Source organism: Streptomyces sp. NPDC057877, from assembly GCF_042796855.1.
Lineage (GTDB): Bacteria > Actinomycetota > Actinomycetes > Streptomycetales > Streptomycetaceae > Streptomyces.
Map to the genome: position 1 here is coordinate 1 of NZ_JBHVMS010000004.1, position 23,216 is coordinate 23,216.

19 protein-coding genes and 1 rRNA gene are annotated in these 23,216 nt (G+C 71.6%); 11 read left to right on the top strand and 9 right to left on the bottom strand.

Features of this window, described 5'->3' with window-relative positions:
- Nucleotides 1-95, top strand: a 5S ribosomal RNA gene (gene rrf / locus ACFVQG_RS11535); the annotation flags it as partial.
- Nucleotides 96-170: 75 nt separating this feature from the next.
- Here the strand turns inward: rrf and ACFVQG_RS11540 are convergent.
- The 5 genes from ACFVQG_RS11540 to ACFVQG_RS11560 are packed head-to-tail and all read right to left on the bottom strand — an operon-like array spanning nt 171 to nt 5,865.
- Nucleotides 171-1,481 carry a DUF58 domain-containing protein gene (locus ACFVQG_RS11540; protein WP_383379822.1) on the bottom strand — a complete coding sequence of 437 codons (1,311 nt, stop codon included), beginning with the start codon at nt 1,479-1,481 and terminating at the stop codon, nt 171-173.
- A complete protein-coding gene (locus ACFVQG_RS11545; protein WP_383379825.1) occupies nt 1,481-2,470 on the bottom strand; it encodes an AAA family ATPase in 990 nt (329 codons plus the stop codon). The genes ACFVQG_RS11540 and ACFVQG_RS11545 overlap by 1 nt, the downstream gene beginning before the upstream one ends.
- The gene (locus ACFVQG_RS11550) at nt 2,470-3,696 is read right to left on the bottom strand and encodes a DUF4350 domain-containing protein (RefSeq protein WP_383379828.1); all 1,227 of its coding nucleotides are present in this window, start codon (nt 3,694-3,696) and stop codon (nt 2,470-2,472) included. Before ACFVQG_RS11550 ends, ACFVQG_RS11545 begins: the two co-directional genes overlap by 1 nt.
- Nucleotides 3,693-4,490: a DUF4129 domain-containing protein gene (locus tag ACFVQG_RS11555; protein ID WP_383379831.1), complete on the bottom strand. Its 798-nt coding sequence runs from the start codon at nt 4,488-4,490 to the stop codon at nt 3,693-3,695. The genes ACFVQG_RS11550 and ACFVQG_RS11555 overlap by 4 nt, the downstream gene beginning before the upstream one ends.
- Nucleotides 4,491-4,494: 4 nt before the next feature.
- Nucleotides 4,495-5,865: a glycerophosphoryl diester phosphodiesterase membrane domain-containing protein gene (locus ACFVQG_RS11560; RefSeq protein WP_383379834.1), complete on the bottom strand. Its 1,371-nt coding sequence runs from the start codon at nt 5,863-5,865 to the stop codon at nt 4,495-4,497.
- 140 nt (nt 5,866-6,005) lie between these two features.
- Here ACFVQG_RS11560 and mtnA point away from each other — a divergent pair, with 140 nt between their 5' ends.
- The 7 genes from mtnA to ACFVQG_RS11595 all read left to right on the top strand — a co-directional run bounded on the left by mtnA (nt 6,006) and on the right by ACFVQG_RS11595 (nt 14,943).
- A complete protein-coding gene (gene mtnA / locus ACFVQG_RS11565; RefSeq protein WP_383379837.1) occupies nt 6,006-7,148 on the top strand; it encodes an S-methyl-5-thioribose-1-phosphate isomerase in 1,143 nt (380 codons plus the stop codon).
- A gap of 4 nt (nt 7,149-7,152) precedes the next feature.
- Nucleotides 7,153-7,842: a two-component system response regulator MtrA gene (gene mtrA, locus ACFVQG_RS11570; RefSeq protein WP_015659998.1), complete on the top strand. Its 690-nt coding sequence runs from the start codon at nt 7,153-7,155 to the stop codon at nt 7,840-7,842.
- Nucleotide 7,843: 1 nt separating this feature from the next.
- A complete protein-coding gene (mtrB, locus tag ACFVQG_RS11575; protein WP_383379842.1) occupies nt 7,844-9,904 on the top strand; it encodes an MtrAB system histidine kinase MtrB in 2,061 nt (686 codons plus the stop codon).
- On the top strand, nt 9,894-11,732 hold the full coding sequence (locus ACFVQG_RS11580) for an LpqB family beta-propeller domain-containing protein (RefSeq protein ID WP_383379845.1): 1,839 nt from the start codon (nt 9,894-9,896) through the stop codon (nt 11,730-11,732). The genes mtrB and ACFVQG_RS11580 overlap by 11 nt, the downstream gene beginning before the upstream one ends.
- A 252-nt stretch (nt 11,733-11,984) precedes the next feature.
- Complete coding sequence (locus ACFVQG_RS11585; RefSeq protein WP_383379848.1) at nt 11,985-12,983, top strand: ComF family protein; 999 nt, start codon at nt 11,985-11,987, stop codon at nt 12,981-12,983.
- 315 nt (nt 12,984-13,298) lie between these two features.
- Complete coding sequence (gene hpf / locus ACFVQG_RS11590) at nt 13,299-13,991, top strand: ribosome hibernation-promoting factor, HPF/YfiA family (RefSeq protein WP_383379851.1); 693 nt, start codon at nt 13,299-13,301, stop codon at nt 13,989-13,991.
- A gap of 205 nt (nt 13,992-14,196) precedes the next feature.
- Entirely contained in the window at nt 14,197-14,943 is a 747-nt protein-coding gene (locus ACFVQG_RS11595) for a response regulator (protein WP_383379854.1), read from the top strand.
- Nucleotides 14,944-14,954: 11 nt separating this feature from the next.
- On the opposite strand, the gene ACFVQG_RS11600 is transcribed toward ACFVQG_RS11595, so the two are convergent.
- Both ACFVQG_RS11600 and ACFVQG_RS11605 read right to left on the bottom strand, forming a co-directional pair.
- Nucleotides 14,955-16,127: a winged helix-turn-helix domain-containing protein gene (locus ACFVQG_RS11600; RefSeq protein WP_383379860.1), complete on the bottom strand. Its 1,173-nt coding sequence runs from the start codon at nt 16,125-16,127 to the stop codon at nt 14,955-14,957.
- A gap of 373 nt (nt 16,128-16,500) precedes the next feature.
- Nucleotides 16,501-17,076, bottom strand: a complete 576-nt coding sequence (locus ACFVQG_RS11605) for a GNAT family N-acetyltransferase (RefSeq protein WP_383379863.1) — start codon at nt 17,074-17,076, stop codon at nt 16,501-16,503.
- Between the two features lie 259 nt (nt 17,077-17,335).
- On the opposite strand from ACFVQG_RS11605, the gene secA reads away from it, so the two are divergent.
- On the top strand, nt 17,336-20,149 hold the full coding sequence (gene secA, locus ACFVQG_RS11610) for a preprotein translocase subunit SecA (RefSeq protein WP_383379866.1): 2,814 nt from the start codon (nt 17,336-17,338) through the stop codon (nt 20,147-20,149).
- A gap of 115 nt (nt 20,150-20,264) precedes the next feature.
- On the opposite strand, the gene ACFVQG_RS11615 is transcribed toward secA, so the two are convergent.
- On the bottom strand, nt 20,265-20,816 hold the full coding sequence (locus tag ACFVQG_RS11615) for an Rv3235 family protein (protein ID WP_383379869.1): 552 nt from the start codon (nt 20,814-20,816) through the stop codon (nt 20,265-20,267).
- A gap of 286 nt (nt 20,817-21,102) precedes the next feature.
- Here ACFVQG_RS11615 and ACFVQG_RS11620 point away from each other — a divergent pair, with 286 nt between their 5' ends.
- Together ACFVQG_RS11620 and ACFVQG_RS11625 are read left to right on the top strand one after the other, a co-directional pair.
- Nucleotides 21,103-21,615, top strand: a complete 513-nt coding sequence (locus tag ACFVQG_RS11620) for a DUF6912 family protein (RefSeq protein ID WP_383379872.1) — start codon at nt 21,103-21,105, stop codon at nt 21,613-21,615.
- A 51-nt stretch (nt 21,616-21,666) separates the two neighbouring features.
- On the top strand, nt 21,667-22,332 hold the full coding sequence (locus ACFVQG_RS11625; protein WP_383379875.1) for an HAD family hydrolase: 666 nt from the start codon (nt 21,667-21,669) through the stop codon (nt 22,330-22,332).
- Between the two features lie 244 nt (nt 22,333-22,576).
- Here the strand turns inward: ACFVQG_RS11625 and ACFVQG_RS11630 are convergent, their stop codons facing one another.
- Nucleotides 22,577-23,143: a DJ-1/PfpI family protein gene (locus tag ACFVQG_RS11630; protein WP_383379878.1), complete on the bottom strand. Its 567-nt coding sequence runs from the start codon at nt 23,141-23,143 to the stop codon at nt 22,577-22,579.
- Nucleotides 23,144-23,216: the final 73 nt, after the last annotated feature.

The following is a 23,216-nucleotide window of genomic DNA, read 5'->3' on the forward strand; positions in this document are numbered from 1 at the left end:
AAACGCCCGGTTACATTCCGAACCCGGAAGCTAAGCCTTACAGCGCCGATGGTACTGCAGGGGGGACCCTGTGGGAGAGTAGGACGCCGCCGAACAAATTTTGAGGAAACCCCGCATCTTCGGATGCGGGGTTTTCTGCGTTTAGGGGTGTGCCCCCTGGCCTGTCTTCCTTACAGGCGTCCCGTTGTTTTCAGGGTCAGGTAGGCGTCCGCCAGTGCGGGTGCCAGTTCGTCCGGTGTCGCGTCGACGACCGTGACGCCGTGGCGGCGGAGTTGTTCTGCCGTGCGGTGGCGTTCGGACTGGGCCTGGGCGGCGGCTGCGGCCTCGTAGACGGCTTCGGTGGTTCCTCGGGACTGCGCCATGCGGGTGATATGGGGGTCCGCGACGGAGGCCAGGAGGACCGTGTGGCGCTGGGTGAGCTGCGCGAGGACGGGGAGGAGGCCTTCTTCGACCGGGGCCGCGTCGAGGGCGGTGAGCAGGACGATCAGGGAGCGGCGGGGGGCCGTACGCAGAGCGGTGGCGGTGAGGCCTCTGGCGTCTGTCTCGACGAGTTCGGGTTCGAGGGTGGCCATGGCGTTGACCAGGGAGGGGAGGACGTCGCCTGCGGTGCGGCCCTGGACGATGGCGCGGACGTGGCGGTCGTAGGCGAGGAGGTCGACTCGGTCGCCCGCGCGGGATGCCAGGGCCGCGAGGAGGAGGGCGGCGTCCATGGAGGCGTCCAGACGAGGGGCGTCGCCTACGCGGCCCGCGGACGTGCGGCCCGTATCGAGGACCAGGAGGATGTGCCGGTCGCGTTCGGGGCGCCAGGTGCGGACCGCGACGGTGGACTGGCGGGCGGTGGCGCGCCAGTCGATGGAGCGGGTGTCGTCGCCGGGGACGTATTCGCGGAGGCTGTCGAATTCCGTGCCCTCGCCGCGTTGCAGGACGCTGGTGCGGCCGTCGAGTTCGCGTAGGCGGGCGAGTTTCGAGGGCAGGTGCTTGCGGCTGGTGAAGGGGGGCAGGACGCGCACGGTCCAGGGGGCGCGGTGGGTGCCCTGGCGGGCGAGCAGGCCGAGGGGACCGTAGGAGCGGATGGTGACGCGGTCGGCTTGGCGGTCGCCGCGGCGGGTGGGGCGTAGGCGGGTGGTGACGCGGCGGCGTTCGCCTGGGGGGACTGTGAGGCGGTGGCGGGAGGAGTCGACCTCGGTGCCTGGCTGCCAGCTGCTGGGGGGCCAGGCGTCGCGGAGATGGGCGCGCAGGGGGCGGCCGGAGGGGTTGGTGATCGTGAGGGTGACGTCCGCCGGTTCGCCGAGGCGTGCGGAGGTGTCGCCGGAGCGGGTCAGGCGCAGGCGTCGTACGGGGCCCGCGAGGGCGAAGTCGCAGGCGCAGGCCAGGGCCAGGGGGGCGTTGACGGCGAGGATGCCCGTCCAGCTGGGGTCCCAGATGCCGACGGGGAGGGAGCCGAGGGCCGCGAGGAGCGCGGCGCGTCCGGTGAGGGCCATCAGCGGGGGACGGGGACGTGGGCGAGGACGGCGTTGATGACGGAGTCGGCTGTGACGCCTTCCATCTCGGCCTCGGGGCGGAGCTGGACGCGGTGGCGGAGGGTGGGCAGGGCGAGGGCCTTCACGTCGTCGGGGGTGACGTAGTCGCGGCCGGTGAGCCAGGCCCAGGCGCGGGAGGTCGCGAGGAGGGCGGTGGCGCCGCGTGGGGAGACGCCGAGGGTGAGGGACGGGGATTCGCGGGTGGCTCGGCAGATGTCGACGACGTAGGCGGTGATCTCGGGGGAGACGGTCGTCTTGGCGACCGCGGTGCGGGCCGCTTCCAGGATCGCGGGGCCCGCTACGGGGCGTACGCCCGCGGCGCGCAGGTCGCGTGGGTTGAAGCCTCCGGCGTGGCGGGTGAGGACGTCGATCTCGTCCTGGCGGGAGGGCAGGGGGATGGTGAGTTTGAGGAGGAAGCGGTCCAGCTGGGCTTCGGGGAGGGGGTAGGTGCCCTCGTACTCGACCGGGTTCTGGGTGGCGGCGACCAGGAAGGGTTCCGGGAGGGGGCGGGGGGTGCCGTCGACGGTGACCTGGCGTTCCTCCATGGCTTCGAGGAGGGACGACTGGGTCTTGGGTGGGGTGCGGTTGATTTCGTCGGCGAGGAGGAGGTTGGTGAAGACCGGGCCGGGCTGGAAGGAGAACTCGGCGCTGCGGGTGTCGTAGACGAGGGAGCCGGTGATGTCGCTCGGCATGAGGTCCGGCGTGAACTGGACGCGCTTGGTGTCGATGTCGAGGGCGGCGGCGAGGGCGCGGACGAGGAGGGTCTTGGCGACGCCGGGGACGCCTTCGAGGAGGACGTGGCCGCGGCACAGGAGGGCGACGACGAGGCCGGTGACGGCGGGGTCCTGGCCGACCACGGCCTTGGCGATCTCGGCGCGCAGGGCTTCGAGGGCGGCTCGGGCGTCGCCCGGGTCGCCGCTCTGCCCGGCGTTGTCAGTGGTCGGGTCCATCATGGACGGCGTACCTCTCTTTCGAGGGCGTCGAGTTGGTCGGTGAGTGCGATGAGGGCTGTGTCGTCGCCGGGCGGCGGGCCGAAGAGGAGGGTGTGCAGGGGCTGTCCGTCGCCGTTCGCGCGGAGATGGGCGCCAAGGGCGGGAAGCAGGGCCTCGGGCGTGTGCGCCTGGGTGACGGGGATGCCTACGAGGGGGGCGAGGCGGGTGCGGGTGGTGGAGCGGAGAGCGGTGGCGGCGCGGTCTCGGGCGTTCGCCTTGCGGTAGAGGCGGGCGCGGCCTTCGACGGTTTCGGAGGCGCGGATCGCGACGGGGAGTCTTTCGGGCACCAGGGGGCCGAGTCGGCGTGCCCGCCAGAGGGCGGCCAGGGCTGCGGCGATGAGGAGTTGCAGGGTGCCCCAGAGCCAGCCGGAGGGGAGCAGGTCGAAGAGGCCGCTGTCTTCTTCGGGGGTGGTGGCGGAGGCGTCGGACAGTGAGGGGAGGTACCAGACCAGATGGGGGCGCGAGCCGAGGAGTTGGAGCGCGAGCGAGGCGTTGCCCTGCTCGTCGAGGTGGTCGTTGACGAGGATGTCGGGCGCGCCGAGGACGATGGTGTCGCCGTCCCCGGACTGGTCCGGGAGCTGTACGAGGGTGGCGAGGCGGTCGCTGGGGTAGCAGCGGACGGCGTCGGGGTGGGTGGTGATGTAGCGGTGGCCGCCGGTGTCGGCGGTGCCCGCGCGCCGGGCGGCGGGCAGGTCGCAGTCGGGGGCGAGTGCCGATTCGAGGCTGGTGGCGGGGTCGGCGGTGACGCCGGGGGCGAGGCGTTCGACGGAGGGGCCGCCGGGGGCGACGAGGACGGTACGGGTGCCGGTGTCGGCCACGGAGGAGCGCAGCAGCGTCTGTTGGCGGTGGGTCAGCAGGTCGGGGGCGGCGACCAGGAGGGTGGCGTCCGGGGCGGCCGCGGAGCGGGCCTCGTCGAGGGTGGTGACCACGCGCGTGGACACGCCGCGGTCGGCGAGGAGTTCGGCGACGGCGCGGCTGCCCTGCGGGTCGGCGGAGCGTGGGTCGAGGGCGCCGTGCTTGGCGTCGGAGCGGATCACGGCGATGACGACGGCGCCCGCGAGGAGGACGACGAAGGCGAGGGCGATGCCTCGCGCGCGGGTCCACACCTGGCGGGCGGTGGGCGAGGCGGAGGTGGTCGGGGGCGTGGCCTCGGTGGTGGGGGGGAGCGTTGCCTCGGTGGTCATCCGGCGGCTCCCGGGCGGGTGTGGTCCGCGCTGTGGGCGTTGGTGCTGCTGGTGGCGAGCTGGGGTTTGGCGCGTTCCAGGTCGCGGTCGAGTGCGGTGAGGCGGCGGTATGCCTGCTCGGTGGCGGTTCGGCCGCCGTATGTGACGTCGTCGAAGTCGCGGGCGGCGGTGCGCAGCCGGTCGGCGTGGGCGGGCAGGGCGCGGCCCGCTTCGGCGGCTGCCTCGTCGGCGGTGCGGCCGGGGCGGGTGTCGAGGAGGGCGCGTTCCTCGAGGGCGCGGACGACGGCGCGCATGCGTTCCTGGAGGGCCTGGTTCCAGTGCCGTTGGGCGGCGTGGGCCTCGGCGGCGGCGCGGTGGTCGGCGGCGTTGCGGGGGCGGTCGTCGAAGAGGGCGGCGGAGGTGGCGGGTTGGCGTTGCGGGGTGCCCAGGCGCCACCACAGGGCGGCCAGTACGGCGATCACCGCGAGGATGATGACGATGAGGCCGACGGTGCCGCCCGGGGTCGCGGACGCCGCGCTGCTGAGGAGTTCCTCGACCCAGTCCCAGAAGGCGTCGAGGGCGCGCTGGAACAGGCCGGGGTCGTCCTCGTGGTACATCCGCTTGGACAGTTCGCGCCGGGCTGCTTCCCGCGCGGGGTCGCGCGGGGTCGTCAGCGGCGGCTCGTCGTCGGCGGACAGCAGGGACACGGGGTGCACGGCTGTGGCGTGGGCGCGCGGCAGGGATCGTACGGCCGTGTCGACGGCGCCCGGCAGGGCTGCGGGTGCCGTCGTGAGGACTCCCCCGGCGAGGATCACCGCATCAGCTCCCGGGGGTGGTGCCGGGGGTGGGGTCCTGGACGCCCGCGGCGCGGGCGAGTTCGAGGTCGAGGGCCTCACGGCGGATGCGCTGGTCGATGTAGAGCAGGACCGCGACACCGGCCGTGATCGGGAAGGTGACCATGGAGCCGATCACCGCGCCGACGCCGCTGATGATGAGGAAGGTCCAGCCGAAGTCGCCGGTGCCGTTGAGGAAGCCGCCGACGCCGTCGCCGCTGAGTGCGGCGGCGAGGAAGGTGAAGGGGATGACGACGATCGCCGCGACGATGTTCGCGATGATCGTGGCGAGCAGTTGGATGCCGAAGACCCGCCACCAGGAGCCGCGCACCAGCTTCGTGGAGCGGCTGAGCGCCTTCTTGATGCCCTGCTTCTCCAGCATCAGCGCGGGCGAGGCGAGGGAGAAGCGGATCATCAGCCACAGGGCGACGATCCCGCCGGCGAGGGCGCCGAGGACGGCGAGTGCGGCGCCCGCGGCGCCACCGCCCGCGAGGACGATCAGCAGGCCGGGCACCGCGCCCGCGAAGGCCACGCCGAGGGCGATGAACAGCAGCAGGGTGATCAGGCCGAACAGCTTGGGGACCTGGGGGCGGGCGTCGCGCCAGGCCTCGCCGGTGGTGACCGGCCTGCCGAGGACGGCGCGGCTGGTGACGGTGGTGAGCAGGGCGGTGGCCACGACGGTGCCGACCAGGGAGATCACGAAGAGGATGCCGGAGCCGAGCATGGCGCTGCCCATGGCGCTGGTGAGTTCGCTCAGGGTGGCGCTGGGGTCTTCGAGGGCCTCGGTGTCGGCGTAGTCGTTCAGGAAGAGGCCCTGGACGAGGATGACGATGATCTCGGTGACGACGGCGACGGTCAGGGAGATGCCCAGCACGGTGCGCCAGTAGGTGCGCATGGTGGAGACCGCGCCGTCGAGGATCTCGCCGACGCCGAGCGGGCGCAGCGGGATCACGCCGGGCTTGGCCGCGGGCGGGGGGCCGCCCCAGGCGCCGCCGCCCCAGCCGCCGTATCCACCGCCGTAGCCGCCGCCGTATCCACCGGGGCCTCCCCAGCCGCCCTGGCCGCCGCTGTGGCCGCCGGGGGGCTGGGTGCCCCAGCCGGGGCCCGGGGGTGGCGGCGGGGGAGCCTGGCCGGGGCTCTGCGGGCCTGTGGGGGCGGACCACTGCGCGGGTGGGGGCTGCTCCTTGGACCACTTCGAGCCGGGGCCCTGTGGGTCCGTGCCCGGCTGCTCCGTGGGTGCCGCGGGCTGCTGCGCGGGATCGGGGCGGTCGGCCGGACCGGCGGCGCCGGGGGTGCCCGGCTGCTGCCCGTCCGACGGGGCGGATCCGGGCGAGGCCCAGCCCGGAGTGTCGTTCATCGTCGCTCCTTCACGGTGCCCGTCCGCGGGTGCGGCGGCAGGTTGGCCAACATCGTGCCATGGTGCGGTCGGGGAGGGACCGGCCGCGGTAGGGGCTGTGCACCTTCAATTGTCCGCCCGGTAGCGGGCAGACTGACGGCATGGCTGATCAGCGCGCGCAATCCGGCGAAGACAAGCGGCCGCCCGGCATCCCGGTGCTCCGTTGGGAAGAACCACCCGAAGGCCCCGTTCTGGTCCTCCTCGACCAGACGCGGTTGCCGGCCGAGGAGGTCGAACTGGTCTGCACGGACGCGCTCGTGCTGGTGGAGGCGATCCGGTCGCTCGCCGTGCGCGGGGCGCCGGTGCTCGGTATCGCGGGGGCGTACGGGGTCGCGCTCGCCGCCGTCCGCGGTTTCGACGTGGACGAGGCGGCGGTGGCGCTGGCGGGTGCCCGGCCCACCGCGGTGAACCTCTCCGTGGGGGTGCGCAGGGCGCAGGACGCCTATCACGCGGTGCTCGCGCGCGGTGGTGACGCCGACGAAGCGGCCCGGGCGGCGCTGGCGGCGGCGCGGCGGCTGCACCAGGAGGACGCCGAGGCCAGCGCCAGGATGGCGGCGCACGGGCTGGCGCTGCTGGACGAGCTGCTGCCGAGTGGTGGGCACCGTATTCTCACGCACTGCAACACCGGGGCGCTGGTGTCGGGCGGTGAGGGGACGGCGTTCGCGGTGGCGCTCGCGGCGCACCGGCGGGGGCGGCTGCGGCGGCTGTGGGTGGACGAAACGCGTCCGTTGCTGCAAGGTGCTCGCCTGACGGCGTACGAGGCGGCGCGCAACGACATGGCGTACACCTTGCTCACCGACAACGCGGCGGGTTCGCTGTTCGCGGCCGGGGAGGTGGACGCGGTGCTGATCGGTGCCGACCGGATCGCGGCCGACGGTTCGGTGGCGAACAAGGTGGGGAGCTATCCGCTCGCGGTGCTCGCGCGGTATCACCATGTGCCGTTCATCGTGGTGGCACCGGTGACGACGGTGGACGCGGACACGCCGGACGGGGCGTCCATCGAGGTGGAACAGCGTCCCGGATTCGAAGTGACCGAGGTCACAGCACCTCAGGTGCCGGTGGCTGGAGCGGGAGGCGGGATACCGGTGGCACCCCTGGGGACCCAGGCGTACAACCCGGCGTTCGACGTGACACCGCCCGAACTGGTGACGGCGATCGTCACCGAGGAAGGCGTCGTCTCGCCCGTGACGGGCGAGGCGCTTGCCGAGCTGTGTGCCAGGTCACGCCAGGTAACGATTAGCTAATGGGATGATGTCGTTTATGAAGGGAAGAGTCCTTGTCGTCGACGACGACACCGCACTGGCCGAGATGCTCGGCATCGTGTTGCGTGGTGAGGGTTTTGAGCCGTCTTTCGTAGCCGACGGTGACAAGGCGTTGGCCGCTTTCCGTGAGACCAAACCGGACCTCGTGCTGCTGGACCTGATGCTGCCGGGGCGTGACGGGATCGAGGTGTGCCGCCTGATCAGGGCGGAGTCCGGGGTTCCGATCGTGATGCTCACGGCCAAGAGCGACACCGTCGACGTGGTGGTGGGCCTGGAGTCCGGGGCCGACGACTACATCGTGAAGCCGTTCAAGCCGAAGGAACTGGTGGCCCGGATCCGGGCCAGGCTGAGGAGGTCCGAGGAACCGGCTCCGGAGCAGCTCGCCATCGGCGACCTGGTCATCGACGTGGCCGGGCACTCCGTGAAGCGGGACGGGCAGTCGATCGCGCTGACGCCCCTGGAGTTCGACCTGCTGGTGGCGCTCGCGCGCAAGCCCTGGCAGGTGTTCACGCGTGAGGTGCTCCTCGAGCAGGTCTGGGGCTACCGGCACGCGGCGGACACCCGGCTGGTCAATGTGCATGTGCAGCGGCTGCGCTCCAAGGTCGAGAAGGACCCGGAGCGGCCGGAGATCGTGGTGACTGTGCGTGGTGTCGGTTACAAGGCGGGGCCGAGCTGACATGTCCGGTGACAGCGCCGCTTCGGCGCCCGGCCGGTCCGGGGCCCGTGCGGGGCGGCCTGTCGGCCGGGACACGGCGCGTTCCCGCTGGGGCCGCCTGCTGGAGGGCGGGCTGCTGCACGGTGGCGTGCAGGGCAGCCCGGTCCTTCGGCTGTTCATGCGCTGGGTGCGCCGACCGCTGCTGCCCGTGATGCGGCTGTGGCGCCGCAACATCCAGCTCAAGGTCGTCGTCACCACGCTGCTGATGTCACTCGGCGTCGTACTGCTGCTGGGCTTCGTGGTCATCGGGCAGGTACGCAACGGCCTGCTGGACGCCAAGGTGAAGGCATCCCAGAGCCAGGCCACCGGCGGGTTCGCCGCGGCCAAGCAGCGGGCCGACGAGACGATGGGCGCGACGGGGGAGAAACCGGCCGCGGTGGACGGCCAGTCCTCCCAGAACGTCATCCAGTGGATGAGCGACCTCGTCTCCTCGCTCTCCAGCGGCGGCCAGGGCGCCTTCGACGTGGTGACCCTGCCGACCGGCGACGACAGCGGCGGCGGGCGCGGACCGCGCGCCTCCGGCGGTGTCGACCCCAACGAGAGCGTCCCCGCCGACCTGCGCGAGCGGGTCAACGGCAACACGGTCGCCGCCCAGAGCTACACCCGCATCGCCTACCTCGACGGCGACAAGGCCGCACAGCCCGCCCTCGTCATCGGCAAGCAGGTCAAGGACCCCAACGGCGACCCCTACGAGCTGTACTACCTCTTCCCGCTCACACAGGAGGAGAAGTCGCTCAGCCTGGTCAAGGGCACGCTGGCGACCGCCGGACTGTTCGTCGTCGTACTGCTCGGGGCGATCGCCTGGCTGGTGGTGCGGCAGGTCGTCACGCCGGTGCGGATGGCCGCGGGCATCGCCGAACGGCTGTCCGCCGGGCGGCTCCAGGAACGTATGAAGGTCACCGGCGAGGACGACATCGCACGCCTCGGTGAGGCCTTCAACAAGATGGCCCAGAATCTGCAGCTGAAGATCCAGCAACTCGAGGACCTGTCGCGGATGCAGCGGCGCTTCGTGTCCGACGTGTCGCACGAGCTGCGGACGCCGCTGACGACCGTGCGGATGGCCGCGGACGTCATCCACGAGGCGCGCGAGGACTTCGACCCCGTGACCGCGCGGTCCGCCGAACTGCTCGCCGACCAGCTGGACCGGTTCGAGTCACTGCTGTCGGACCTGCTGGAGATCAGCCGCTTCGACGCGGGCGCCGCCGCGCTGGAGGCCGAGCCGATAGACCTCAGGGAGGTCGTACGGCGCGTCGTCAGCGGCGCCGAGCCGCTCGCCGAGCGCAAGGGCAGCCGGATACGCATCGTCGGCGACCAGCAGCCCGTCGTCGCCGAGGCGGACGCCCGGCGGGTGGAGCGCGTGCTGCGCAACCTCGTCGTCAACGCCGTCGAGCACGGCGACGGCCGGGACGTCATGGTCAAGCTCGCCTCGGCGGGCGGCGCGGTCGCCGTCGCGGTCCGGGACTACGGCGTCGGCCTCAAGCCCGGCGAGGCCACCAGGGTCTTCAACCGCTTCTGGCGGGCCGACCCGGCACGCGCGCGTACCACCGGCGGTACCGGCCTCGGCCTGTCCATCGCCCTGGAGGACGCGCGGCTGCACGGCGGCTGGCTCCAGGCGTGGGGCGAACCGGGCGGCGGCTCGCAGTTCCGGCTGACCCTGCCGCGCACCGCGGACGAGCCGCTGCGGGGCTCGCCGATACCGCTGGAACCGAAGGACTCGCGCCGCAACCGCGGACTCACCGACGCCGGTGCGCCGAGCGGCGGCGAGAAGACCGCGATGGTGCCCGCGCAGAGCACCGGCAGCGGTCAGGTGCCGCCGCGCGACCCGATAGCGGCGGCCCGGCTCGCGGCCGTCGCCCCGTCCGCCGACCCGACGGCACTGCCCGGGAACGGCGCACGCGTGGTGGCCCGGCCGGGCAGCGCACCGTCGCCGCGTGGCGCGGCCCAGGACCGTCCCGCCGATCAGGGAGCCGACGCCGGGGCCGAGCAGCCCGGCGGACAAGGGGAGGCATTTCGTGGGCGCTGACCGCGCGGGAGGCACCCGCCGGGCATCGGGGCGCGCGGTGGCGTACGTCGCCTGTGGCGTCGTACTGCTGGCCGGGTGCGCGTCGATGCCGGACCGCGGGGATCTGCGGGACGTGGAGTCCACCCCACGGCAGGACACCCAGGTGCGGGTCTTCGCGATGCCGCCGCGGGAGGACGCGGAGCCCGCCGAGATCATGCAGGGCTTCCTGGAGGCGCTGACCAGCGATGATCCGCACTATGAGACGGCGAAGCAGTATCTGAGCGAGAACGCCGCGAAGAAGTGGCTGCCCGAACTGTCCACCACCGTGCTGGCCAACGGGCCCGACACCGCGACCGACCTCACGGGGAGCGGCGAGGAGGGCGAGGACTACTCGTTCACCCTGACCGGCACCAAGGTCGCCCTGCTGGACGTACAGCAGTCGTACGCGCCCGCCGACGGCCAGTACAGCAGGCAGGTGCACCTCGTCCGGGAGCGGAAGAGTGGGCAGTGGCGCATCGACGGGCTGCCGCAGGGCGTCGTCATCGGTGAGTCGGACTTCCAGCGCAACTACATGTCCGTCAACAAGTACTACTTCGCCTCCAACGCCGGGGACACCGAGGCGGGGACCGCGTCACAGCCCGCCGCCGTCGCCGACCCCGTGTACGTGCGCCGACGGGTGGACCCCATGACGCAGGTGGTGCACTCGCTGCTCAACGGGCCCACCAGCTGGCTCGGGCCCGTGGCCAGGTCGAGCTTCCCCACCGGTACGGCACTGCGCAAGGGCGTCAGGCTCACCCCCGACGAGCAGAACCGGCTGACCGTGCCGCTGAACGGCAAGGCCGCGCGGGTCGGTACCGCCAAGTGCGACGAGATGGCGGCCCAGCTGCTGTTCACGCTCCAGAGCCTCACCCCCGCGGTGGACGAGGTGGAACTCCGCGCGGGCGACCGGGAACTGTGCGACCTGCGCGAGGACCAGGCGCCCGCCGTCGCGGCCGTCGGCTCGGCGCACCAGGCCGAGAACCTGTACTTCCTCGACGACAAGCACCGGCTCGTACGCATCCCCGCCGACAGCCGCACGACGAGCGCCGAGCCCGTGCCGGGCGCGCTGGGCGAGGGCGCCACACCCCTGCGGTCCGCCGCGGTCTCCCGCGACGAGCACACCGCGGCCGGTGTCGGCCTCGACGGCAAGGCCCTCTACGTCGGCTCACTGGCCTCGGGCGGCTCGCTCGGGGACGCCGTGCTGCTCAGCGCGGGCAAGACGGAGGCCGACCGGCTGACGGCGCCCAGCTGGGACGCGCGCGGTGATCTGTGGGTCGCCGACCGCGACCCCGCCAACCCGCGGCTCCTGCTGCTGCGCGACGGCAAGGGCGAACCCCTCCAGGTGAGCACGCCCGGGCTGGACGGCCGTATCAAGTCCCTGCGGGTGGCCGCCGACGGGGTGCGCGTCGCGCTCGTCGTCGAGAAGGACGACGAGCAGTCGCTGCTCGTCGGGCGGATCGAGTGGGAGCGGGTCGGCGAGCAGTCGGCGGTGTCCATCCGCGAACTGCGGTCCGCGACACCCGAGCTGACGGAGGTCGCCGCCATGTCGTGGGCCGGTGACAGCCGCCTCGTGGTGGTCGGGCGCGAGAAGGACGGTGTGCAGCAGATGCGCTACGTCCAGATCGACGGCTCCACTCCGGAGGGGCCCGCGCCCGACGCGCTGACCGGCGTGCAGGAGATCGCCGCGTCCGAGGACGACCGGCTGCCGCTGGTGGCGCACTCGTCGGAGGACGGGATCGTGCGGCTGCCGTCCGGGACGCAGTGGCAGAAGGTGGTCAAGGAGGGGGCGGCGCCGGTTTATCCGGGGTGAGGTCTCCCGGCTCGGGTGGTGACTGACTGGGGCGTAGCTGGCTGGGTGCGGCTCTTTGGGCGGCAGCCGCTTGCGTGAGGGAACGGTCGTTTCGTCGGATGGTCCGGCGGGGCGGCCGTTTTTCGTTCGCTTGGGCGGTCGCGGGTGCGGTTTTCGCGCTTGTGCGGGGGCATTTCCACTGGCCGTCGAGTTATCCACAGCAGTTTTCCACAGGGGTGGCCGGATGGGGCGGGCGTTGGCAGAGTGGTGCACATGCGGGGGTGGTGGCAGGAACTCGCCGACCTGGTGCTGCCGGCCGACTGCGGAGGCTGTGGACGGCCGCGCACGGTGCTCTGCCCGGAGTGCCGTGCGGCCCTGAGCGGGGATGAGCCGCGCCGGGTGCGGCCGTTGCCGGAGCCACGCGGGTTGCCGGTGGTGCACGCGGCGGCGGGGTACTCGGACGAGGTGCGCGCGGTGTTGCTGGCCCACAAGGAGCGGGGTGCGCTGGCGCTCGCCCGGCCGCTCGGTGCGGCGCTGGCGGGCGCGGTGCGGGCCGGGCTTGTGGATGGATCGGAGGAGAGGGGTGCGAGGGCGTACGGCGGTAGGGGCGTCGTAGAGGAGGGGGTGCTGCTTGTGCCGGTGCCGTCGGCGCGGGCTGCCGTCCGGGCGCGGGGTCATGATCCGGTGCGGCGGATCGCCCTTGCCGCTGCGGGGGAGTTGCGGCGGACGGGGACGCCCGCGCGGGTGCTCGCCGTGCTGCGGCAGCGGCGGGGCGTGGTCGACCAGTCGGGTCTTGACTCCCGGCAGCGGTTGGACAACCTCGCGGGGGCGTTGGGGGTGGTGCCCGGTGGGGTGCGGTTGCTGCGGGGCGGGGCGGTGGTGCTGGTGGACGACCTGATGACGACGGGGGCGTCACTGGCGGAGGGGGCGCGGGCTGTGCGGGTGGCGGTGGCGGGGGGAGGGGTGGAGGGGGAGGGGAGGGGGCCCCAAGCGGACCAGCCGCACACCGGGGGACACCGCCCACCACACCACCAGGGAAACCCGCCGCCCCCCGACGGAACCCCATCGGTCACTGACGCGGGAGTGAATCCGGCTGTGTACACGGCGGCTGCTCGGGAAAGGACTGAGGCACGGATCGTGGAGGTGACGGAAGGGAGCGCGGAGTGGCGGTGTGCAGGGCGGCAATTGGCAGGCCCGGTCGGCCTCGACGCCGTGGTTTGTGCGGCCGTGGTCGCCGCGTCGCCTGATTCTCTCGAAATAAACCGGAACTGACTGCGAACTTGCATCGTTGCAGGTAATGAGAGGGTCAATTCACCGGAACGGAGGTACGCGGCAGTAGAGGGTGACGACATCCGGCCGGGCGAGATATGTTCGGTTGTGAGGGAAAGGCGCAGGCCACACCTCACTTATCCGAATGCCGTGCCGCGGGTTTTCTGCAATCACCCGGGCCGGTGGGGTGGAGATCTTGCCTGTGGGGGAGGAGGAGGTGGACGTCACCGAGTCCGAGGTTCCGGGGCCCACCGGGACCTGGTGCACAAGGGAGATGCTCCGCCAGTGGAGCGGAGCGATCCGGGAACGGAGTTCTGCGTGGACATCGTCGTCAAGGGCCGCAAGACCGAGGTGCCCGAGCGGTTCCGCAAGCACGTGGCCGAGAAGCTGAAGCTGGACAAGATCCAGAAGCTCGATGGCAAGGTGATCAGCCTCGACGTCGAGGTGTCCAAGGAGCCGAACCCCCGACAGGCAGACCGTTCGGACCGAGTGGAGATCACGCTTCGCTCGCGCGGTCCGGTCATCCGGGCGGAGGCGTCGGCCAGCGATCCGTACGCGGCGCTCGACCTGGCGGCGGACAAACTGGAGGCCCGGCTGCGCAAGCAGCACGACAAGCGGTACACGCGCCGAGGCGCGGGCCGACTGACCGCGGCCGAGGTCGCGGACCACGTCCCGGGCGTGGCCACGCTGAACGGCAACGGTGCCGCCGTCTCCGAGGAGGAGCCGGAGGCGGTGCCGACCAAGCGCATCGGCTCGCTGGAAGTGAAGGGCGAAGGCCCTCTCGTCGTCCGCGAGAAGACCCATGTCGCCGCCCCCATGACCCTGGACCAGGCTCTCTACGAGATGGAACTGGTGGGGCACGACTTCTATCTGTTCATCGACTCCGAGACCAAGGAACCCAGTGTCGTCTACCGGCGGCACGCTTACGACTACGGCGTCATCCACCTCAACACCGACCCGATGGTGGCTCAGGGCCAGCCGCCTGCCACGGGTGGTGCGCTCGGCGGCTGACCTCGCCGGGTGACAGCCGTTCCGGTGCCCCTGGAGTGCGTGTGCGCCCCCAGGGGCACCGGCGTGCGACCGGTTCGCCCACCGCCATGTCACCGCGGTGTCGTCCGGGCATGAAATCATGGCGGCAACGGCCCAACCGGTGGGCCGTTGCCTTGGGTTGGCGATGGCACGGGACCACAGGCCACAGCCTTCAGGGGGAGGAACGATGGCGGACACCTTCGGACCGATGCATCACGGGGACGCCGACGACGGCGCCGCGGGCATGGGCCCGGACGCGGGCTCTCCACGCACGGAGCCCATCCGTGTCCTGGTCGTGGACGACCATGCCCTCTTCCGGCGCGGCCTGGAGATCGTGCTGGCGGCCGAGGAGGACATCCAGGTCGTCGGCGAGGCGGGCGACGGGGCCGAGGCGGTGGAGAAGGCCGCGGATCTGCTGCCCGACATCGTCCTGATGGACGTACGGATGCCGAAGCGGGGCGGGATCGAGGCGTGCACCTCGATCAAGGAGGTCGCTCCCAGCGCCAAGATCATCATGTTGACGATCAGCGACGAGGAAGCCGATCTCTATGACGCGATCAAGGCGGGCGCGACCGGCTATCTCCTGAAGGAGATCTCGACGGACGAGGTGGCCACGGCGATCCGCGCGGTGGCCGACGGGCAGTCGCAGATCAGCCCGTCCATGGCGTCGAAACTGCTCACCGAGTTCAAGTCGATGATCCAGCGGACCGACGAGCGCCGTCTCGTTCCGGCGCCGCGGCTGACGGACCGGGAGCTGGAGGTCCTCAAGCTGGTCGCCACGGGGATGAACAACCGGGATATCGCCAAGGAGTTGTTCATTTCCGAGAACACCGTGAAGAACCATGTGCGCAACATCCTGGAGAAGCTGCAGTTGCACTCCAGGATGGAGGCCGTGGTGTACGCGATGCGGGAGAAGATCCTCGAGATCCGGTGAGGTGAGAGGGCTCAGGCGAGGGCTCGGGTCAGCTCCCTGATGAGGGGTTCGCGCAGGTCGGGGTCGCTTACTCGCTCCACGCGTACGTCGGTGCAGTCGACCCAGGTCGCCGCCTCGACCAGCGCTTGCGCCACCGCCGGGGCCGCCTTCACGCCGTCCAGCGTGACCTGCTTGGCCACGAGGGTGCGGCCCTCGCGAGCCGGGTCCACTCGGCCTACCAGGTGGCCGCCCGCGAGGACGGGCATCGCGAAGTAGCCGTGTATCCGCTTCTGCTTGGGGACGTACGCCTCCAGGCGGTGGGTGAAGCCGAAGATCCGCTCGGTGCGTGCGCGCTCCCAGATGAGGGAGTCGAAGGGCGACAGCAGGGTCGTACGGTGGCGCCCGCGCGGGGGTGTCGCCAGGGCCGTCGGGTCCGCCCACGCGGGTTTGCCCCAGCCCTCGACCGTGACCGGGACCAGGCCGGAGTCGGCGATCACCGCGTCCACCTGTTCCGCCTTGAGGCGGTGGTAGTCGGCGATGTCCGCGCGCGTGCCGACGCCCAGGGACTCGCCTGCCAGTCGGACGAGGCGGCGCAGGCACTCCTTGTCGTCCAGGTCGTCGTGGAGGAAGGCGCTGGGGATGGCGCGCTCGGCGAGGTCGTAGACCCGCTTCCAGCCGCGGCGTTCCACGCAGACCACCTCGCCGTACATCAGTGCGCGTTCGACGGCGACCTTTGCGCCGGACCAGTCCCACCACTCGCTGGTGCGTTTGGCTCCGCCCAACTCGGTGGCGGTGAGGGGGCCTTCGGCGCGGAGTTGCTTGATGACCTGGTCGTAGGTGCCGTCGGGGAGGTCGTGGTGCCAGTGGGGGCGGTCGCGGTAGGCGCGGCGGCGGAAGGCGAAGTGGGGCCACTCCTCGATGGGGAGGACGCAGGCGGCGTGCGACCAGTACTCGAAGGCGTGGGTGTCCTTCCAGTAGGCGTGTTCGACGGTTTTGCGGCCTACGGCGCCGAGGCGGGCGTAGGGGACCAGCTCGTGGGAGCGGGCCAGGACCGAGATGGTGTCCAGCTGGACCGCGCCCAGGTGGCGCAGGACGCCGCGGACGCCTGCGCGGCGGTTGGGGGCGCCGAGGAAGCCCTGGGCTCGTAGGGCGACGCGGCGGGCGTCGGCTGCGGAGAGGGTGGTGGCGGGGCGCGGGGTGGTCATGGGTCGCACGATAGAGGGCGGCACTGACAACGGGGGGTTGCTGGGGGGTTGGGGGCCTGCGGGGTCTGCGGCCCGGCGTTCCGTGGTTGCCCGGCGTGGGTGCTGGCCGGGGGTGGGTCGCGCAGCCCGGCGCGGCGGGGTGCCGCTGCGCCCACCCGTGCCGCCCCAGCGGCACGACTGCCCGCAGCTATGGCGGGATGGCGGTGGCCCGCAGCCCGGAGGTGCGGCGCACGCGGCCACCGCCCGGGGCACGGTGCCCCTACCGTCGCCCGGCACCCCCCGGCCCCTACCGTCGCCCGGCGCCCCCCGGCCCCTACCGTCGCCCGGCGCCCCCCGGCCCCTACCGTCGCCCGGCCCCCCGGCCCCCCGGCCCCTACCCCCGCCCCGCCGCCGGAAGATACGGAGACGTCGACGGGAGGTTCAGGTCGGAGGGGAGGAGGGAGGCGAGCCAGCAGTCGCGGCGGGTGCCCTTGTTGTTGATGGCGGAGCGGAGGGTGCCCTCGAGGGTGAAGCCCGCGTGTTCGGCGACCGCGCGGGAGGCGTGGTTGCCCACCTCGGCGCGCCATTCCATGCGGTCGACGGCGAGGTGGGTGAAGGCCCACCGGGAGGCGGTGACGGTGGCCTCGGTGGTGTAGCCGTGGCCGCGGTGCTCCTTGGCGGCCCAGAAGCCGATCTCGGCGACGCCGAGGGAGCGCATGGTGATGCCGAGCATGCCCGCGAGGGCTCCCTGGGGGAGGAAGACGCCGAAGGTGCACATGGAGCCGTTCGCCCAGCCCTCGGGGACGAGTTGGTGGGTGAAGCTCTCGGCGTGCTCGTAGAGGTAGGGCGAGGGGATCGTCGTCCAGCGCTGGATGTCGGGGTCCTGGGCGGCGGCGTACACGGCGTCGGTGTCGTCGGAGTCCACCGTGCGGAGGACGAGGCGCGGGGTGGTGAGCCTGACGGGTTCCATCGGCCGATTCTGGTGGGGGTGGGGCGGGAGCGCCATGTGTTTGGCGCTCTGTGACCGTGTGCTTACTTTTCGCTGGAATCGTCGGTGCGGCGCGGCACCATCCGGGAGGCCCGGACGTTGTCCCCTTGGAAACAGCGCGCTGTCGTCGTCACGGCAGGCCTCCCGGCGTGGCCGGGTCCTCGCATACGATGGCCGTTGCTCAGTAAGTCAAAACGGAAACCGACCGTCCCAGGCCCGACCGGCAAGGAGACCAACCCCCGTGTCCGTCCTCTCGAAGATCATGCGTGCAGGCGAAGGCAAGATCCTGCGCAAGCTGCACCGCATCGCGGACCAGGTCAACTCCATCGAAGAGGACTTTGTCGACCTCTCCGACGCTGAGCTGCGGGCCCTCACGGACGAATACAAGCAGCGCTTCGCCGACGGCGAGAGCCTCGACGACCTGCTGCCGGAGGCGTTCGCCACGGTGCGTGAGGCCGCCAAGCGCGTCCTGGGCCAGCGGCACTACGACGTCCAGATGATGGGCGGCGCGGCCCTGCACATGGGCTACGTGGCGGAGATGAAGACCGGTGAGGGCAAGACCCTGGTCAGTACCCTGCCCGCGTACCTGAACGCGCTGTCGGGCGACGGCGTCCACATCGTCACGGTCAACGACTACCTGGCCGAGCGTGACTCGGAGATGATGGGCCGCGTCCACAGGTTCCTCGGTCTCGAGGTCGGCTGCATCCTGTCCAACATGACGCCGGCGCAGCGTCGCGAGCAGTACGCCTGCGACATCACCTACGGCACGAACAACGAGTTCGGCTTCGACTACCTCCGCGACAACATGGCGTGGTCGAAGGAGGAACTGGTCCAGCGCGGCCACAACTTCGCCATCGTCGACGAGGTCGACTCCATCCTCGTCGACGAGGCCCGTACGCCGCTGATCATCTCCGGCCCCGCCGACCAGGCCACGAAGTGGTACGGCGACTTCGCCAAGCTGGTCAAGCGCCTCAAGCGCGGTGACGCCGGGCAGCCCCTGAAGGGCATCGAGGAGACCGGCGACTACGACGTCGACGAGAAGAAGCGCACGGTCGCGATCCACGAGTCCGGTGTCAGCAAGGTCGAGGACTGGCTGGGCATCGACAACCTCTACGAGTCGGTCAACACGCCGCTGGTGGGGTACCTGAACAACGCCATCAAGGCCAAGGAACTCTTCAAGAAGGACAAGGACTACGTCGTCATCGACGACGAGGTCATGATCGTCGACGAGCACACCGGCCGTATCCTCGCCGGGCGCCGCTACAACGAGGGCATGCACCAGGCGATCGAGGCCAAGGAAGCCGTCCCGATCAAGGACGAGAACCAGACACTCGCCACGATCACCCTTCAGAACTTCTTCCGCCTCTACAACAAGCTCTGCGGCATGACCGGTACGGCGATGACCGAGGCGGCCGAGTTCCACCAGATCTACAAGCTCGGCGTGGTCCCGATCCCGACCAACCGGCCGATGATCCGCAAGGACCAGTCGGACCTGATCTACCGCACCGAGGTCGCCAAGTTCGACGCGGTCGTCGACGACATCGCCGAGAAGCACGAGAAGGGTCAGCCGATCCTCGTCGGCACCACCTCGGTCGAGAAGTCCGAGTACCTCTCGCAGCAGCTCAGCAAGCGCGGCATCCAGCACGAGGTGCTCAACGCCAAGCAGCACGACCGGGAGGCGACCATCGTCGCCCAGGCCGGTCGCAAGGGCGCCGTCACGGTCGCGACGAACATGGCCGGTCGTGGTACGGACATCAAGCTCGGCGGTAACCCCGAGGACCTCGCCGAGGCGGAGCTGCGCCAGCGCGGTCTGGACCCCGAGGAGCACATCGAGGAGTGGGCCGCGGCCCTGCCCGCCGCCCTGGAGCGCGCCGAGCAGGCGGTCAAGGCCGAGAAGGACGAGGTCGAGGACCTCGGCGGCCTGTATGTGCTCGGTACCGAGCGGCACGAGTCGCGGCGTATCGACAACCAGCTGCGCGGTCGTTCCGGCCGTCAGGGCGACCCGGGTGAGTCCCGCTTCTACCTCTCGCTCGGCGATGACCTGATGCGCCTGTTCAAGGCCCAGATGGTCGAGCGCGTGATGTCGATGGCGAACGTCCCCGACGACGTGCCGATCGAGAACAAGATGGTCACCCGCGCGATCGCGTCCGCCCAGTCGCAGGTCGAGCAGCAGAACTTCGAGACCCGTAAGAACGTCCTGAAGTACGACGAGGTCCTCAACCGCCAGCGTGAGGTCATCTACGGCGAGCGGCGCCGCGTCCTGGAGGGCGAGGACCTGCAGGAGCAGGTGCAGCACTTCATGGACGACACGATCGACGCCTATGTGGCCGCGGAGACCGCTGAGGGCTTCGCGGAGGAGTGGGACCTGGACCGGCTGTGGGGCGCGTTCAAGCAGCTCTACCCGGTGAAGATCACCATCGAGGAGCTGGAGGAGGCGGCCGGGGACCGCGCGGGCGTCACCGCCGAGTTCATCTCGGAGTCCATCAAGGACGACATCCACGAGCAGTACCAGGAGCGTGAGGCGCAGCTCGGCTCCGAGATCATGCGTGAGCTGGAGCGCCGGGTCGTGCTGTCGGTCCTGGACCGCAAGTGGCGCGAGCACCTCTACGAGATGGACTACCTCCAGGAGGGCATCGGCCTGCGCGCGATGGCGCAGAAGGACCCGCTGGTGGAGTACCAGCGCGAGGGCTTCGACATGTTCACCGCCATGATGGAGGGCATCAAGGAGGAGTCCGTCGGCTATCTGTTCAACCTGGAGGTCCAGGTCGAGCAGCAGGTCGAGGAGGTCCCGGTCGAGGACGCCAAGCCGTCCCTGGAGAAGCAGGAGGCGGTGCCCGCGCAGTCGGGTGGTCGTCCCGAGATCCGCGCCAAGGGCCTGGAGGCTCCGCAGCGTCGCGAGCGGCTGCACTTCTCCGCGCCGACGGTGGACGGTGAGGGCGGTGTCGTCGAGGGCGATCTGCCCAGCGACGACGAGCCGGTCCGTTCCCCGGCCGACGGTCTCACGCGCGCGGAGCGCCGCAAGCAGGCCAAGGGCGGGCGGCGCCGCAAGAAGTGACGTGATGTGACGTACGTCGACGCGTGGGCGCTCGGCGTACGGCGCTGAGTCCGACCGGTGGGCCGGGCATCCTGAGGGGTGCCCGGCCCTTCGGTTCTGCTGCATCGGCTCCGGCTCAGTCGTCGTGTCGCCGCGCCGGGCGGGGGCCGTCGAGTTCCACGGCCGTACAGCGCCAGCGCAGGTCGGTGCCCTGTTCCAGGCGGAAGGCCATCGCGCGCAGACGGCTGCCGGTGAGGATGCGGGCGAAGGCCTCCAGGGCGCCGGGGCGGGGTTCGAAGTAGCCGATGTCCCGGATGACGGGGTGGACGGCGCGGACGCCCGGACGGGGGCGCAGGGGGCCGTGTTCGGCGAGGTGGGCCAGTTCGTCGTAGGCGCGGCCCGCGGTGTGGCCGAGCATCCAGTGGACGGGGCGCCTGCCGCTGAGGACGGTCAGGAGGCGGTCGGCGAAGACGTCGGTGGGGCGGTCGGGCCTCGGAGGGGTGGGGCGCGGGGGCTCGGGGCGGGCGGCGGCGCGGCGTGGGGGAGTGGGCGGGCGGCTGTCGCTGGGGCGGGAGCGGGAGGGGCCGGAGGGGCGCCGGGTGTCACGGCGGCCCGGCGGGCGGGTGGCCGTGGGACGGCCGGTGGTGGAGCGTGCGGCGGAGGCGGTCCTCGTCGTGATCTTGTACATGGGTCCCCGTTTCGGCAGCCCGGCGAATACCGGGCAGTAACTTGCTGGTGGTGATCTTGTACGGGGGCAGGGGGTGCGGGGGCAAGGAAGCCCCGAGCCGTGCCGAGGGGTCGACGAGGTTCACCTATCTGGGTGATCGTGCGCCGGAAACCCGAGGTGGAGCGGGCGCCCCGGGTGAATTCCCGGGCCCGGAATGGACGCCTCCACGGCGGTGGGCAGGGACTCGAAAGGGGACACCCGCACGTATCCTGAAGGCTCTCCGACCCGACCACGAAAGCGGCCAGACATGCGCGTCTACGTCCCCCTGACCCTGACCGGTCTCGCCGAGGCGCACAGGACGGGCGAGCTGGGGTCCGGGCCGTTCACCGCGTACGCCGTCACGCCCGGGCTGCGTGAGTGGTACACCTCCGACGACATCGAGGAACTGGAGTACGCCGCGCTGAGCCGGGCCGCGCTCGCCTCGCTGCGGCTGCTCGCGGCGGATCCGGGGGCGGCGCGGCGCCGGGTCGTGGTCGCCGTGGACGTGTCCGACGGTGCCGCGACGGCCGACCCCGGCCGCGGGCTGGACCCGGACGCGCTCGGTGAGGTGCGGGTCAAGGGGGGCGTACCGCTGGCGAAGGCCGCCGCGGTGCATGTCGACGCGGACGACGCGGAGGCGGACGTGACCGCGGCGGCGGAGGCGCTTCAGGCCGCGGACGCCGGGGACGACGACGCCCAGTTGGTCGTGGACGGGGCCGAGGACCACGAGCTGCTGTGGTTCGCGACGCAGGAGATCGCGAACCTGGTCGGGCCTTCGTGACTGCCGGTCGCGCCTTCTTGATTGTCAGTGGTGCCGGGTACGTTCTTGGACATGGGGATGCAGAACAGCGCGCACATTGTGTGGGACTGGAACGGCACGCTGTTCCACGACAATGACGCGATCATCGGGGCGACGAACGCGGCCTTCGCCGAGCTGGGGCTGGAACCGATCACGATGGAGCAGTACCGGGCGCTGTACTGCGTGCCGGTGCCGAAGTTCTACGAGCGGCTGATGGGACGGCTGCCGACCGAGGCCGAGTGGGAGGTCATGGACGCGACCTTCCACCGCTACTACGCCGCGGAGCGGGCGCGGTGCGGGCTCACCGACGGGGTGGTGGAGCTGCTGGTGGAGTGGGGGTCGGCGGGGCGCAGTCAGTCGCTCCTGAGCATGTACGGGCATCAGGAGCTCGTGCCCCTGGTGCGGGGCTTCGGGATCGAGACCCATTTCATACGGGTGGACGGGCGGACCGGGCCGTCCGGCGGCAGCAAGGCCGAGCACATGGTGCGGCACCTGGCGGCGCTCGACGGCGTGGCGCCCGATCGGACGGTGGTGATCGGGGACGCCGCCGATGACGCGGTGGCGGCGCTGCACGTGGGGGCGCGGGCCGTGCTGTACACCGGGGGGTCGCACAGCCGGGCCAGCCTGGAGGCGGTGGGGGTGCCCGTGGTGGACACGCTGGCCGAAGCCGTGGTGGAGGCCGAGCGGCTGGCGGCATGAGCCGCGCGGCCACCCGGCGCCCCTGAACACCGGCCGCGTCCGGTCACGGTCACCGCAGCCCGAGCGCCGGGCCGCCGTGTCCGGTCACGGTCGCCGCCGCCCGACCACCGGGCCGCCGTGTCCGGTCACGGTCACCGCAGCCCGAGCGCCGGGCCGCCGTGTCCGGTCACGGTCGCCGCCGCCTGAACACCGGCCGCGTCCGCTCACGGTCGCCGCCGCCCGAGCACCGGGCAACCGCGTCCGGTCACGTCACCGGCGCCTTCGCCCGCAGCACCGTCAGGAACTCCCGCATCCACATCGGGTGGTCCGGCCAGGCGCGGGCCGACACCAGGGTGCCGTCCACCACCGTCTCGGCGTCCTGGAAGGTGGCGCCCGCGGACTGCATGTCGAGTTCCAGCGCGGGGTACGCCGTGACGCGGCGGCCCCGGAGGGTGTCGATCGCGGCGGTGAGGAGGGGACCGTGGCAGATCTGGGCGACGGGTTTGTCCGCGTCGAAGAACGACTTCAGGATCTTGCGGAGTTCCGGGTCGTTGCGGAGGTACTCCGGGGCCCGACCACCGGGGATGACCACGGCGGCGTACTGGCCGGGGTCCACCTCGGAGAAGGCGAGGTCCGCGGGCCAGGTGTAGCCGGGCTTCTCGGTGTAGGTGTCGAAGCCGGGTTCGAAGTCATGGACCACGAACTGCAGCTTCTTGCGGGTGGGGGCGGCGATGTGGACCTCGTAGCCCTCTTCCCGTAGGCGCTGGTAGGGGTAGAGAACTTCGAGGGATTCTGCCGCGTCGCCGGTGAGGATGAGGATCTTGGCGGTCATGGGGTCGCCTCCGGGGGCCGGTGCCTGGGTGCGGGGCCGGGTGGTGCTTCTGGCAACGTGCCTCGGGGGCGGG